Raw genomic sequence first — 14,822 nt, 5'->3', positions numbered from 1 at the left:
CTGAAATGCAAACCAGTCTTTCTCGTACACAAGTTATCCGCAAAAATGTTATTCGTACAAAAGGCGGTGTTGTTGCAGCGCAAAACAGCCGTGCAGCGCAAATTGGTGCGGCAGTACTTGCGGCCGGTGGAAATGCAATGGATGCGGCAACGGCTGTTTCCTTTGCTATCGGTGTTCTTGAACCGTGGATGTCAGGCCCTGCCGGCGGCGGTGCAATGATGGTTTGGGATGCAGCTGCCGGAAAAGCTCATGCTGTGACCTATGCCATGCGTGCCCCGCGAGAGTTAAATCCTGCTGATTACCCGCTTTCCGGTGCCGGTAAAAACTCCGACCTGTTTCCATGGGAAGCCGTGGTTGATGACCGCAACGTCATGGGGGCAACAGCAGTTGCAGTGCCGGGGGTGGTCGACGGTATCGGTCAGGCACATGCACGCTGGGGTACTATGCCATGGGCGGAACTTCTAGCGCCGGCTATTAAACTGGCAAAAGAAGGTCTTCCGGTTGACTGGTATGCAGCGCTTGTGATCGCGGGAGCAACGCGGGAACTGGCCAAAGATCCGGATGCTGCAGCGCTGTTTTTAGAAGATGGCCAATGGCCTATGGTCAATGGCTGGACAAACTTATCTGAGAAACGCGTTGATATGTCAGGCTATGCGCCTTCGTTAACCGAATTGGCGGAACAAGGCTACCGCGCATTCTATGAAGGCGATTTAGCTCAGGCACTGGTTAAGGATGTACGCAATAAAGGCGGATCATTGTCCATACAGGATCTGCGTGATTACCAAGCAACCATTGCTGATCCACTTAGTTTTAAACGTAACGATGCAACATTCTATGTAACACCGCATCTGACCGCCGGACCGACCATAAAACAAGCCTTCGAAGCTCTGGTGGAAATCAGCAAAGGTCAACCGGACGCTCATGCCTATACCGGCTATGCCAAAGCCCTGCGCCATGCTTATCAACAGCGGCTGGAAAATATGGGCGATGATGGCGAAGTTCCAAAAGCACCCGGTTGCACAACCCATTTCTCCGTGGTTGATCGTCATGGCAATATGATTTCGATGACACAGACTTTACTGTCATTGTTCGGTTCAAAAGTCGTTTCGCCCTCCACCGGTTTTTTACTTAATAATGGCATCATGTGGTTCGATCCTGTTCAGGGAAGACCAAACTCCCTAGGAGCCGGACGTCAGTGCTTGATGAATGTCTGCCCAACACTGGGCGAACAAGGTGAGCGCCGTTTTGCCATTGGCGCATCTGGCGGGCGTAAGATTGTATCTGCTGTTACCCAGCTTTCTTCTTTCATTGTCGATCATGGTATGGATATTGAAGGCGCCTTCCATCAGCCGCGCCTCGATATGTCATCTGCCGATGCCATCATCGCCGATGATAGCCTGCCGGTAGAAATAATTACGGAACTGAATAAAATCGTCAGAACCGTCTCTACTCGCCGCACTGTCTGGCCTTTCGCCTTTGCATGCCCTGCCGGTGTAATGCGTGAAGGTGATCTAAACTCCGGCTGTACTGAAATTATGTCGCCATGGGGGGATGCAATTACTCAGGAGGACAGCCATGTCTTTGCGTGAGACCGTTATCAGCCGAATCGAAGCCTATTTCGATAATGGCACGATGAAATCCGAACTGGCCTCCTTAGTTAGCTACCCAACTGAAAGTCAAGTTCCGGAGAGAATGCCGGTACTGAATGACTATCTGGGCAAGGCTCTAGCTCCGCGTCTGCAGGCAGCAGGATTTGAGATAAAAGTCTATGACAATCCCAGAACTGAGGGTGCTCCCCTGATGATTGCCCGTCGTATGGAAGACGCTACTCTGCCAACAGTGCTGATTTACGGTCATGGCGATGTCGTTCATGCGCAAACCGAGCAATGGCGTGAAGGTCTGTCACCTTTTGTTTTAACCGAAGAAGGTGATCGTTGGTACGGACGCGGTACGGCAGATAATAAAGTACAGCATCTGATCAATATTGCTGCCCTTGAAACCCTGATTTCTGTCCATAAGAAACTCGGTTTCAACGCCACCATTTTGTTGGAAATGGCCGAAGAAAACGGCTCTCCGGGGTTACGGACTTTTTGCGCATTACATCAACAAGAACTCAAAGCTGATGTGCTGATTGCCTCTGACAGTCCGCGATTGCAACCTGACAGAGCCACTATTTTCACGGGAGCACGCGGTGCGGTTACAGTCGATCTCATTGTTGCAAAACGTGACGGCGCACATCATTCTTGTAATTGGGGCGGCTTGCTCGTAGATCCGGCAATGCGGCTTGTGCAAGCTCTTGCAAGCATCACCGATGAGCGCGGCCAGATCCGTATTCCGGAATGGCGACCGAACAGCTTGAACGATAAAATTCGTGCTGCGCTACATGATTTGCCTATAGATATGGAAACCAGCCCGAATGTTGATAGAGATTGGGGTGAAGCCGGGCTGACACCTGCCGAGCGGGTCTATGGCTGGAACAGTTTTACCATTCTTGCCATGACATCCGGTATACCTGAGGCACCGGTCAATGCGATCTCCGGCAACGCACGGGCAACCTGTCAGCTGCGTTACGTTGTCGGTACTAATGCGGATGATATTATACCGGCACTGCGACGCCACCTCGATCAACATGGCTTTGAAGATGTCAAAATCACCCGTCGGGAGGATGACGATTTTACTGCAACACGCCTCGATCCTGATCATCCGTGGGCACAATTTGTCTCACAATCTCTGACAGAAACCTCCGGCAATCCGCCGCATATTCTACCTAATCTTGGTGGTTCACTGCCCAATGATTGTTTCTCGGAAACACTTGGCTTGCCGACTGTTTGGGTGCCGCACTCTTATCGTTCCTGCTCACAACATGCGCCTAATGAACATGTTCTGAAAACAACTTGCCGTGATGCCTTGCGCTGTATGGCTGGAATATTCTCTGACATTGCTGAGGGGAAAAGCCCACAGCCCTCAGTTTAATAACAATAAAGAAAATTGCCAGTCTTTTTTAACCTTGGTCGAAGTGGAGCGACACATGAGCTTCTATAAGTGTTTCACAATTCTAACTATCGTTACCGCCAGTGTCTATCTGGGCGTATCCGGTGCAGTACTGGCCGATAAGTCGGATGACACCGTCAATATTGCATTCACCAAAGAGCTGGACAATCCTAATACATATTTCAGTTCAGCCCGTGAAAGCACCATTTTTGGTTATGCCGTATGGGACACTCTGGTTGAACGTGATCCGAAAACTCGTCAATGGGTCGGTAATCTGGCTGAAAGCTTCAAATGGGTGGATGATCTTACCCTCGAGTTCAAGTTACGTCAGGACGTAAAGTTTCATAACGGCGATACTTTTAGCGCTGACGATGTTGTGTTCACATTGAACCATTTCTCCGACCCCAAAACACCAGTTGCCATGCCAAATACGGTTGCATGGATCAAGAATGCAGAAAAGGTTGATGATCATACCGTTCTTGTTCACCTGAAAGCACCTTTCCCGGCAGCGCTCGATTTCCTTGAAAGCGCCATTCAGATTTATCCTGCAAAATATTATCAGGAAGTCGGCGATGAGGGTTTTTCCAAGAAGCCAATCGGCACAGGTCCTTATATGGTGGACAAGATCGAGCCAGGAAGCGGCTATACGCTGAAAGCTTTTCCTGACTATCACGTTGGCGGCCCGCGGCAAAAGCCACAAATCAAAAATGTAGAAGTCCGCAGCATTCCGGATACCAATACGCAGATCGCAGAAATAATGTCCGGTTCCATAGATTTTATCTGGCAGGTGCCAGAAGATTTGACACAGAAACTTAAAACCCGCGACAATTTTAACGTTGTTCAGGGCGAAACTTTACGTTTTGGTTACATTTCCATGGATGTGTCCGGCCGCTCCAGCGCCGATACACCGTTAAAAGATGTGCGCGTGCGGCGGGCAATCAATCATGCGATTGACCGTAAAGCTGTGCGTGATGCATTTTTTGCCCCGTCTTCACAACTAATCAATTCCATCTGCAGCCCTTTGCAGTTTGGTTGTGAGCAGGATGTGACGTCCTACAATTTCGATCCAGTAAAGGCCAAAGAACTACTGAAAGAAGCAGGCTATGAGAACGGCTTTACGACCACGATATATTTCTATCGTGATAAAGCTGCCGCAGAAGCAATGGCGCAGATGCTGGGTAATGTTGGTGTAAAAGTTGATCTGCAGATGCTGAAATATGCAGCGCTTGCAGATAAGCAACTAAAGGGTGAAGTGCCGATGGGATTTGTGACCTGGGGTTCAGGCTCAGTAGCTGATGCATCTGCTTCGACATCCAAATTCTTTGATGGCTCTGATATTGATGATGTACAAAATGCTGAACTTACCGCTACCCTCAAACAAGCTGACACCACAACGGATCCAGAAAAACGCAAAGAATTGTATAGTAAAGCTCTGCGTCAAATTGCTGATCAGGCCTATTGGGTGCCGTTGTGGACCTACACAACCAATTATGTAATGGCGAAAGATCTGAACTTTACACCAACACCGGATGAATTCGTGCGTTTTTACGATATGAGCTGGAATTAATCCTCATGAGGTCGCAGCCTGTGTTGCGACCTCACCGGTACCCCCATTTTCCCATACAAAAATTACAGAGATCAATTATGTTACTTCAGCCCTCGTCACAGCTTCGTCCCAATATCCGGATCGACAGTGCAGAATTACGTATTGTAGAACTGAAACTTCTCAACCCGTTTCGCATTTCTACTGGCATCGCAACCAAAAAAACCTTTCCGCTTTTAATCCTACGTAGCAGCACTGCCGAAGGCTATTCAGAAGGGGTCTGTGATACCTTGCCTGACTATCTGCCTGAAACCACTATTTCATCTATGATGATGATACGAGATGTTTTTCTACCACAAATCATCGGTAAAGAATTTTCAACACCTTATGAGTTAACTCAGATGATGCGGCACTGGCGCGATCATCAAATGGCCAAAGCCTGTGTAGAAATGGCCTATTGGGATTTGTGGTCTAAGACCCTTGGTTTATCACTGTCCCATGCACTTGGCGGTACTCGTAGAAATGTTGAAGTTGGTGTATCATTGGGCATCAAAGAAATTCTGGATACTCTACAGGATGTTGAGCGTCATGTGCAGCAAGGCTATCGTCGCATTAAGCTGAAAATCATGCCGGGTCATGATCTGAAGCTGCTGGAAAAGGTGCGTAATCGCTTCCCTGATATTCATCTGACAGTTGATGCCAACAGTGCCTATACATTGGCTGATCTCGCTTTACTGCGCCAGTTCGATGATTTCAATCTGGATTATATCGAACAGCCACTGGCATGGGACGACTTACAGGATCACGCAAAACTACAATCCATGATGCGCACAGCTATCTGTCTGGACGAATGTATTCGTACACCAGAGCTTTGTAGGAAAGCCCTGACCATTGATGCTGGCCGCGTCATTAACATCAAAGTCGGCCGTGTTGGCGGCCATGCCAATGCACGTCAAATTCATGATATATGTCAGGCGCATGATGTACCGGTCTGGTGTGGAGGCATGCTGGAATCCAGTATCGGTCGTGCCCATAATATTCACCTCTCGACACTAGAACAATTTAAACGTCCGGGCGACACTTCTTCTTCATCACGATATTTCGAAAGGGATATTGTGTGTGAAAAACTGGAGGCCGAAAACGGCATTATGCCGATCCCTTCCAACGGGGCGGGTATTGGCGTTACTCTCGATTATGATTTTCTTGAGACAGTAACATTGTCAAAAGAAATATTGTAAGCGTCAAAATAAATCAGTCACTTAATACAAAAATAGTCAGGTTCTTGGTCTTGATCGACGGGCATCGGGTTGATTACTCTTATATCACAAGAACCGATTATACAGGAACATGTATGATCGGTGCTGACCTTGCTTTGAAAGAGCAAAGAGGCGTTTTTCATTTATGCGCTCATCCGCTCGAACTGAGCTGGGCTCATATCGTCGAGTGAAGAATGTCGCCTTATTGGATTATAGAAGTCGATAATATATTAGGCAATTGCTATTTCTGCATCGTACCTTGTCCGGAATACCGTCCCCCGCCCCCCCCCCCGCCAGATCAGCTCTGATTTCAACGTCTTAAAGAATAGACTTGCTTCGTAAAAGTGGAGAAGTTTTTTGAGTTGAAAAGAAACCTCTTCACTTTTACGAAGCAAGTCCAGTTAAACTCTCAAAGCTTGCTCAAAAAAATTTCCTGTGAAGCGCCAAAGCCGTCTCTTCATTAACCTCAGCAAGATTATTAATATGCAAGCGCGTTTGTTTCATTACGTCATTCGCCAGCATAGCGAGGCTGTTAAACGGTACCGCTATACATATATATTCATATATAAAATCATTTAGTGGAACAGGTGCGGCTGGGGATAAGCTGAAACTCACGGTCGCTATTCTGCTCGCATCGCTTCAATTCGACGAGCCATTTTTATTATATGCTTTTGAATAAGGGAAGGTGATTGGTGTTCGGTATACTGCATTGACCGCTTGTGTGGACGGCAATATTGTTTTTTGCGTTTGCAGGTTGTTCTTTCAACGCAGCCGATTAAACAAAACCTTACGCCTTAGAGGTCGGCTAAGAGCCAGCTACGCCGTCACAACGGATGCGACATAATGGCTAGGTCTGGTGTCGGTCTTTCAGGATGAAACGGGGCTGCCATTATTGGTGGGCATTGTCTGGTGTTGATAATTGATGCCCCTTTTCTGCCCCCAGAACGCAAAAAGCTCCAATCATTGAGATTGGAGCTTTTCTATAAGTAACTGTTTTCACAGTCTTTATTTTGGTTGCGGGGGCACGCAACTACCGATACCGACATTCATTAGAAGTAACCATATAGCAGCGCATAAGTACGATATATCACTAAGTCGTTTCAACTAACTCATGCAGATCACTACACCAGAGCTCATTTATATGATTGATCATCTTATCTCTTGAGTACCAAAGCTACCAGTTCCGTCTGCCGGCCGGTCTCCGTTTTCTGGAATATATTGCGCATGTGAAAAGCAACAGTAGAACGCGAGACGCCGAGGTCAGTCGCGATCTGCGTCAATTTGCTACCTTGAGCGAGCGCTTGCGTGATCCGTAGTTCTGCGGGTGTAAGGCCATAGACTTCCGAAAATTTTGTAAAATTAGGAGCAGCTGACCGTAATGGGCGCGCCGAACGGATGCGTCTGATCTGTCGCAGACGCGCTTCGATGGTCGCCAGTAAGAGACCATAATCGATTGGCTTCACGAGGTAATCATCTGCACCAAGACGCTTGCCATCAACGATATGCCTTGGATCGGCAAGGGCGGAGAGGAAGACAAAAGGAATTTCGGCATAGTCAGGCCCTCGTTCTTGCAGCGCATCAAGCACGCCATAACCATCAAGTTCGGGCATGGAGATGTCGCAAAGAACCAGATCGGGGCAGACACGTGCCAGCTCGCCAAGCGCTTGCCTACCATTACCGGCTTCGACGACATCATACCCCGCCTCGACCAGTTCGTCTACGATGTCACGCCGCAATTGCACTTCGTCCTCAATGCAAAGGATCACAAAAGGCTCCGCGATCATACCCTCACCTTTCGAAAGATCATGGGCCTACCAGCACCGGATGCAGAACGTGGCAGCGACATCGCCATTCGAACAACGCCTGTCTCCGAATCTTGTAAACACACGTCGCCGCCCTGCAAGCGCGCAAGCGCTTTCGCCATGTAAAGACCAACACCAATACCGGGGCAGCCTTCAGTATTGCTGCCACGATAATAGCGATCAAACAGCACGTCCCGCTCGAACATTCCGCCCAATGAGCCGGTATTCGTTACGATGCAGGTAATAAGCGACTGATCGACGGTAAAACTGATACCGATCAACGTCTCCTTCGGAGAATATTTCACCGCATTGGACAAAAGGTTTGTCAAAATGTGCTCCGCATGAACCGGATCGCAATAGGCAATCGGCGCCCCATCAACCGGCGGCATGACCGTGATCCTGCGTCCACCCATGTCCTCAGCCTGCCGTGCGCAGATGTCTGCAACAAGAAGGCCGAGATCGCAGGCCTGGCTGCGGACCTCAATCTGGCCGGCATCAAGCCGCGCCGCGTCGAGGGTGCTCTCTACCAGCCTGACCAGGCGTGCGATGGCACTACGGGCTTGGCTACCCCGCTCAGTTATCTCTGCCGGCGTTAGTTGTTCGCGCCGGCGGATCAACCGCTGAAGCGCAGAATCGACGAGCGCAAGTGGAGTGCGGAACTGGTGCGAGATCATCGTGCCGAAGTTGCGGTATAGGTCAGCGGTGGCACGTTCCCTGACCAGCGCCGCCTCAAGCTCCTGCGTACGCGCTTGCACCAATTGCTCAAGATAGTCGCGATGATCCGCGATTTTACGCTGGACTGCTCGTCGTTCTGTGACGTCCGAGATCAGAAGGATCGTGCCTATGATGCAGCCACCATCGCGCAGCGAAAAACAGCGCAGATCGACATAGAGCGGCTCAGACTGATCATCTGGAAAAAACGGCTGATCGAGCAATGCGACAGCCTGGCCCTGCAGAGCCTCGCCGATGGCCATCTCGACCCGGTCTACCGCGAAAAAGCCTGATAATTCTCCCAGCGCACCACCTGTTGCCCGATCAGCACCAACACGGAACAGCCGTTCGGCAGCCTCGTTCCAGACCGTGCAGCGTCGATCCATATCGACAGCGATAATGCCTTCATCGCTGGATCCGATCAGGAGTTCGGAAAATGCTTTTTCTTTATTGAGCAAGCGAGTCCGTTGCCTTGCATCACGGATCGCCAGCAGAAAATGAACGCAAAGCATCGAGCCTGCCAATGTTATGCCGATCATGGAGATAATGATTTGCCACAGCTGCTTGCGCGTGACATCAAGCGTCGCGCCAAGATCGTCCCATTCGGCCACCATTGCCTTGTTGGCAGCTTCAGTGAGCGTCGCATTGTAAGGATCCAGCAGAGCTCTGATGCGCGGCATTGTCGCCGAGCTGGGGCTTTTCAGCAACGAGCCAAGCTCGTCGATGTTTTCCCGCAACTCATCCAAAGGAGCCAACGCACCAAGCGCTTCCATCCGCCGACGTTGCGGGCCATCATCAAGTAAGGCTAGCCGGCTGAGGAATATGTTCAGGCGCAACTCTGTTTGCGTGTGATCAGCCTCTCCGGCAGCGTTGACCGCGATGGCTTCGCTCAGCTGTAGGCTTGAAATATGCGCCTGAGCGATTACCCAAAGCATGTTCTGAGTGGCCTCAATGCGCATGTTACGCTCGACATCAGCCAGGCGCATCAGAGAGAATGCGAGCAGAACGACGAAGATAGCGATGGCCGAAACAGGCAGCGCGACGCCCAGCAATGCACGTGCGCGCCTGCTCATCGAATATCCAGCGATTTCAATTGCCAAACCCAACGATAATCAAAGCGGATATCCTGCAGCTCGGCATGCTGGTCACGCGGGTAGACAATCCATAGCGGCCCCTTCTCGCTCGGCAGCAGCGGTTTGCCGTCCATCTCATAGGCAACAAGAACGTCGAATTGGTCAAATTCCTCGACTGCGAATTCAATCGCGTAATCATTCAGGGCTCTCGCAGTCACGACTGTGCCGTGAGAGCCTACATGCGCCAAAATATCTCTCATTAAAACGCCGTCAAAGCGGTGCACGCCATCTGTGACGGCGGTGGTTGTTTCGAGCCGCGCTTGAGGAAGTGTCCGCAGCTCCACGATGTCGAAATGTGCGACCCTTTCCGCATTGCCTTTCGAAATAGCGCCGCTCACCTCAAGTATGGAGGAAGGCAATATTGACTGATCCTGACCACTGGCTTCAGAAGAAAAGTAAAACAACATGGCTGTCAAAATAGAAAAGAAAAATACTTGCAAATCTACGCTTCCCTCCAGGCTGCCCCTAATTCTTTGTGCTCACTTATTTTATATATTTATCCATTTTGGCACATTTTGATTAATTATACTCAGTTTTTCTGACATGTCCCTATCCAAATGGATGGGGCATGCCTGCTTTGCTTCTGCTAAAGTTTCCTGAACGGATGTAAAAGGCAAGGTTATATAGAAGGCGGGATAAGGCATGTGGGATTTTAGAGTCGGTGGCGTGCTAGCAATGATGGCGCGGACCATGCCGTTCATCGTGCTGCGGATAGCAGTCTACTTCGGTATTGCGGTTGGCTATGTTTTGCTGACGGGGACCGGCGCCGGTATCGGCTATGGCGTGGGCGGCTTCGGCGATGAAGGGTTTCAGGCAAACACAACGCTATGGGGCGGCGTTATGGGCTTTGGCCTGTTTGGCGCCATCATGTACTGGGCGCGCGAATATATACTTTATATCGTCAAGGCGGGCCATATCGCGGTATTGGTGGAACTAATCGACGGCAAGCCAATGCCGGATGGCAAGTCACAGATCAGCCATGCGACAACGGTGGTGAAGGAACGCTTTGCTCAGGCCAGCGTCCTGTTTGCTATCGATCAGCTGGTGAAGGGTGTGATCGGAGCAATCACCGGGCTGGTGCGCGGCATCCTGACCATCCTGCCCATACCGGGAGCGCAGCAGCTTTCGGGTATCCTGCACGCCTTCCTGCGGGTTGCTGTTGGTTTCATCGACGAAATCATTCTCGCCTATGCAATCCGCACAGGCGCGACAAACCCTTGGGGATCGGCCAGAGAAGCGCTCGTGCTTTACGGCCAGAACTACCGTGTCATGCTCAAGAACGCCGCCTGGCTAGCAATCATTGTCTACCTTCTGAGCTTTTTGGTGTTTCTGGTGATGCTCGCGCCAGCAGCTCTAGTAGTCTACGTGATGCCTGGCGCGTGGGCAGCCGGTGGCTTCGTGTTCGCGCTTTTGTTTGCCTGGAGCGTTAAGGCGGCATTGCTGGAGCCGTTCGCCATCGCCTGCCTGATGCAGGTGTTTTTCAAAACCATCGAAGGTCAGCAACCCGACCCCCAATGGGACGCAAGGCTGGAGCAGATGTCGGGCAAATTCCGCAAGCTGAAGGCGCGCGCCATGGGAGCGTCAGGTTCTTCCGGTCCGCGTAGCGACAGTGATGTGCAGCCTGCATGAAACAATTTACGGAACGAAACACCATGATGAAAGCTTTGAAAACGGCACTGATCGCGGCTACCGCCATCATCCCCCCTCTGTCGGTCGCCGTAGCGGCAGAAGATGTGGTCATCGTTTATGACGCCTCCGGCTCGATGTGGGGCCAGATCGACGGCACCAGCAAGATAGAAATCGCACGCGACGTGATGGTCGATCTCGTGACCGGCTGGTCCGACGACATCAATCTAGGTCTGGTCGCCTATGGACATCGTTCAGAAGGCGACTGCCACGACATCGAAACATTGATCAAACCGGGCGCGCTCGACAAGGCAAACTTCATCAGCACGGTGAACGGCATCCGCCCGAAAGGAAAGACGCCGATTTCCGCAGCCGTCCAGCACGCCGCAGAACTCTTATCTTATCGTGACAACCCCGCCACGGTCGTGCTCATTTCTGATGGTCTGGAAACCTGTCAGGCCGATCCTTGCGCGGTTGCCGAGCAGCTGGCACGGCAGGGCGTGAAGTTCACGACCCATGTCGTTGGTTTCGATCTTGAGGACAAGGCTCATGCCAGCCTCGCCTGCATTGCCGAAAACACCGGTGGCGTCTTCGTTCCGGCCCAAAATGCTGCTGAGCTGAAAGAAGCGCTGGCGCATGTGCAGTCGGTCATGGATTTGCAGCCAATGGTGGAGCAACAGCCCAACTCAACGCACGAACCCATGCAGGAAGCGGAAATTGATATCCAAGCTCCAGGACAGGTGACCACCGGCTCAAGCTTCAAGGTGACATGGTCAGACTCGATCCATCCGGAAGACTATGTCACTATCGTTCCTGCCGGAGCTGAAGAAGGCAGATATACCAATTATCAGCGCGTGCGCGATGTCACCGAAAACAGTTTGATCGCGCCCGCCGAGCCCGGCTTTTACGAGGTGCGTTATGTGCTGCGAGAAGGTGGGCGCACAATGGCCTCCGCTCCTGTGGAAGTCATTGAGGCCGAAATGGCTATCACTGCCCCCGAAGAGGTGATCACCGGCGCAAGCTTCAAGGTGACGTGGTCAGCTTCCATCCATCCGGAAGATTATGTCACCATCGTCCCTGCCGAAGCTGAAGAAGGAAAATACACCAATTATCAGCGCGTGCGCAATGTCACTGAAAACAGATTGATCGCGCCCGCCGTTCCCGGCTTTTACGAGGTGCGTTATGTGTTGCGAGAAGGTGGGCGCACATTGGCTTCCGCTCCTGTGGAAGTCATTGAGGCCGAATTGGGCATCAGCGCGCCCAGCGAGGTGGCCACCGGTGCAAGCTTCAAGGTGACGTGGTCAGCTTCCATCCATCCGGAAGACTATGTCACCATCGTCCCTGCTGGAGCTGAAGAAGGAAAATACACCAACTATCAGCGCGTGCGCGATGTCACCGAAAACAAATTGACGGCACCTGCCGAGCCCGGCTTTTACGAGGTGCGTTATGTATTGCGAGAAGGTGGACGCACAATGGCTTCCACCCCCGTGGAAGTGGTGACCGCCGAAGTGACAGTCAGCGGTCCGGAAGTCGCCCGTGCGGGAAGCAAAATTAAAGTCACCTGGTCGACTTCAGTCCACCCGGAAGACTATCTCACCATTGTCCCTGCCGGAACCGCTGAAGGCAAATATGCCGACTATATCCGGGTTCGGGACGCACGTGCAGCCGATATGAAAACTCCGGCCGAAACCGGACTTTACGAAATCCGCTATGTGCTGCGCGAAGGCGCTCGCACCCTTGCCAGCCACCGGTTGGAAGTGGTGGCGGAAAACGCCCCGCTGGATGACGGAGCTGGGCTCAAGGTACCGGCGCAGGCGGGTATAGGCGAAACGATCACCGTGTCGTGGAGCTCGGAAGGCGGAAGCGCAGATCAGCGCATCGCTATTGCCCGCACCGATCAGGCCGATTTCAGCTGGATTGCGGCGCACAAGGTCGGAGAGGAAAAGTCGTTGGAACTGCAAATGCCGGCACAGGCCGGAACCTATGAAATCCGGTTTCTTAATGTCGGTGACCGCAAGGTTCTGGGTCGCGCGATCGTAGAGGTGAAATGACCATGACACACACATTTAAGGCCGCACTGCTTGTCATGACACTCGGTCTGGTCGCATCTCACGCCCATGCCGAAATCGATGGCCACGGACCGGATGCCTGGCGCGTCACCAATGTGACTGTCGGGGACGTGCTCAATGCGCGCATGGGACCGGGCACCAATTATCCGGTGATCGAGGCTTTCAGCGACTATGAGCGCGGGCTACAGCAGATCACCTGCGTGCCATTTTACACCGCGGCACACTATACGAAGATGACGAGAGCGCAGATCAAGGCGCTGCCGCCACGTTGGTGCCTGATGCGCAACAAAGAAATGAGCAAGGCTGGTTGGGTAGCACAACGCTACATCACGCCCGATAATGAGCCGCTACTTGTCTCTCCAGCGCGAAAGTCTGTCGAGCACCCGACCGAGCCATTCTTACCCGAACCAGACATCGATCCTGTTGCTCAGGCGCAGGATCTGGTTCGTGAGATTTATGAACGCCAGTTCCAGTCCGAAAACGGCAATTTACCGAGCGCGTTCGATCCGAAGGTGTCCAAAAACTACTTTACCGACGAGATTGTGACCTGGCTGGCCTCAGGCAAAGTTGGTGCACATCCTCTATACGGCGCTCAGGACTTCGATGTCGTCTTAGAAGATCCGACGCCTGATCCTCACCAGCCGATGCTGCGTGGTATGATCACCATCAACGTCGATTTCACCAATTTCGGCAAGAAGCAGCGCGCGGTTTTCTACCTGCGCGCCGACACCACCAAAGCCGGCGCTCCGTTGCGGATTTTCCGCGTCGAGCACGATGGCTGGTCATATCCATAAGCACTGGAGAGCGAAATGTTCACGCAAAACCCCAAAACGAAGAAGCGCCGTACGCGCATCGCTCTCCTGATCGCTTCGTGCGGCAGCCTTATGCTTGCAGGGTGCAGTGCAGAGGCGGAAGCACCGCCAGTAGAGAGCGTTACTGGGGCTGGATCAGGTATTCTGGAAACTACAGCTGGTCGCTACGAGTTGACGCCGACAACATGCGCCTTTTATGAGCAGGATGGAGCCTACGATATTGAGCTCCGGGGTCCCGGAACGACGCCAGACGGCGAGAAGCTCTTCTTCGAACTGTCGTCAACGGCGAATGCACTGACCATTGGCCTCGGCGTCGATCGTCCCTACGCCAGCCCTGAGCGACAGCTCAAGGCCGGACGCATCTATTCACAAGAGCTTGACATCGTCGTCGCCGGCGAAATGCTGTCGATCAACGATCTGGTTCTGGTCAACGAGGATGGCGCACCCGTCGTGAATGGCGCCACCCTCAGCATCAATTGCAGCGCACAGTAAGAATGTATTTAACTTCAACGAAAAGCTACGGTAACGCCCTACCGAATATTTGCGGTCAGCCCTGCTCCCATCACTGTCATTAAGTATTGTATGTGGTTGCGTGGTTCCTTACCCTTGATTTGAACCTGTTTTCAGTAAGATATTGTTATTATTAACAAAATGAGATTTTGGCGCGTTTTAAGGATTTTTGGCAAACGAAAAAACCTTCAGTCAACCGTTTGAATTGATTGAGGGTTTTTGTTTTTATTTGGTTGCGGGGGCAGGATTTGAACCTGCGGCCTTCAGGTTATGAGCCTGACGAGCTACCGAGCTGCTCCACCCCGCGATAAAAGTGTTACGAGCTTGACAGCCCGGGAGCGAAGTCAGGCGTAGCCTGATGAGGTGAGG

General features: G+C 51.8%; 11 protein-coding genes, 1 tRNA gene and 1 pseudogene. 8 read left to right on the top strand and 5 right to left on the bottom strand.

Annotated elements, in window-relative coordinates:
* Window positions 1-5 precede the first annotated feature (5 nt).
* The 4 genes from ACSTTO_RS03680 to menC all read left to right on the top strand — a co-directional run bounded on the left by ACSTTO_RS03680 (window position 6) and on the right by menC (window position 5,772).
* Window positions 6-1,589, top strand: a complete 1,584-nt coding sequence (locus ACSTTO_RS03680; RefSeq protein WP_439271791.1) for a gamma-glutamyltransferase family protein — start codon at window positions 6-8, stop codon at window positions 1,587-1,589.
* Window positions 1,576-2,973 carry a M20 family metallopeptidase gene (locus tag ACSTTO_RS03675; protein WP_439271790.1) on the top strand — a complete coding sequence of 466 codons (1,398 nt, stop codon included), beginning with the start codon at window positions 1,576-1,578 and terminating at the stop codon, window positions 2,971-2,973. The genes ACSTTO_RS03680 and ACSTTO_RS03675 overlap by 14 nt, the downstream gene beginning before the upstream one ends.
* Before the next feature lie 55 nt (window positions 2,974-3,028).
* Entirely contained in the window at window positions 3,029-4,558 is a 1,530-nt protein-coding gene (locus ACSTTO_RS03670; protein ID WP_439271789.1) for an ABC transporter substrate-binding protein, read from the top strand.
* 77 nt (window positions 4,559-4,635) lie between these two features.
* Entirely contained in the window at window positions 4,636-5,772 is a 1,137-nt protein-coding gene (gene menC / locus ACSTTO_RS03665) for an o-succinylbenzoate synthase (protein WP_439271788.1), read from the top strand.
* Window positions 5,773-5,933: 161 nt separating this feature from the next.
* On the opposite strand, the pseudogene ACSTTO_RS03660 reads toward menC, so the two are convergent.
* The 4 genes and pseudogenes from ACSTTO_RS03660 to ACSTTO_RS03645 form a co-directional block, all read right to left on the bottom strand.
* Window positions 5,934-6,116, bottom strand: a pseudogene (locus tag ACSTTO_RS03660) (IS3 family transposase); the annotation flags it as partial.
* Between the two features lie 828 nt (window positions 6,117-6,944).
* Complete coding sequence (locus ACSTTO_RS03655; RefSeq protein WP_439271787.1) at window positions 6,945-7,574, bottom strand: response regulator; 630 nt, start codon at window positions 7,572-7,574, stop codon at window positions 6,945-6,947.
* Window positions 7,571-9,376, bottom strand: coding sequence for a sensor histidine kinase (locus ACSTTO_RS03650; RefSeq protein WP_439271786.1), 1,806 nt, complete (start codon window positions 9,374-9,376; stop codon window positions 7,571-7,573). The genes ACSTTO_RS03655 and ACSTTO_RS03650 overlap by 4 nt, the downstream gene beginning before the upstream one ends.
* A complete protein-coding gene (locus ACSTTO_RS03645) occupies window positions 9,373-9,876 on the bottom strand; it encodes a putative pterin-binding protein (RefSeq protein ID WP_439271785.1) in 504 nt (167 codons plus the stop codon). Before ACSTTO_RS03645 ends, ACSTTO_RS03650 begins: the two co-directional genes overlap by 4 nt.
* Window positions 9,877-10,078: 202 nt before the next feature.
* On the opposite strand from ACSTTO_RS03645, the gene ACSTTO_RS03640 reads away from it, so the two are divergent.
* Genes ACSTTO_RS03640 through ACSTTO_RS03625 form a run of 4 tightly spaced genes read left to right on the top strand, consistent with a single transcriptional unit; the run spans window position 10,079 to window position 14,435 of the window.
* Window positions 10,079-11,065, top strand: a complete 987-nt coding sequence (locus tag ACSTTO_RS03640; RefSeq protein ID WP_439271784.1) for a hypothetical protein — start codon at window positions 10,079-10,081, stop codon at window positions 11,063-11,065.
* 23 nt (window positions 11,066-11,088) lie between these two features.
* Entirely contained in the window at window positions 11,089-13,113 is a 2,025-nt protein-coding gene (locus ACSTTO_RS03635) for a vWA domain-containing protein (RefSeq protein ID WP_439271783.1), read from the top strand.
* The gene (locus ACSTTO_RS03630; protein WP_439271782.1) at window positions 13,110-13,925 is read left to right on the top strand and encodes an SH3 domain-containing protein; all 816 of its coding nucleotides are present in this window, start codon (window positions 13,110-13,112) and stop codon (window positions 13,923-13,925) included. The genes ACSTTO_RS03635 and ACSTTO_RS03630 overlap by 4 nt, the downstream gene beginning before the upstream one ends.
* A gap of 15 nt (window positions 13,926-13,940) precedes the next feature.
* A complete protein-coding gene (locus ACSTTO_RS03625; protein ID WP_439271781.1) occupies window positions 13,941-14,435 on the top strand; it encodes a hypothetical protein in 495 nt (164 codons plus the stop codon).
* Between the two features lie 248 nt (window positions 14,436-14,683).
* Here the strand turns inward: ACSTTO_RS03625 and ACSTTO_RS03620 are convergent.
* Window positions 14,684-14,760, bottom strand: a tRNA-Met gene (locus tag ACSTTO_RS03620).
* Window positions 14,761-14,822 lie beyond the last annotated feature (62 nt).

The organism is Pseudochrobactrum albidum, from assembly GCF_051851455.1.
GTDB lineage: Bacteria > Pseudomonadota > Alphaproteobacteria > Rhizobiales > Rhizobiaceae > Pseudochrobactrum.
This window is presented reverse-complemented; position numbering and strand designations above follow the sequence as displayed.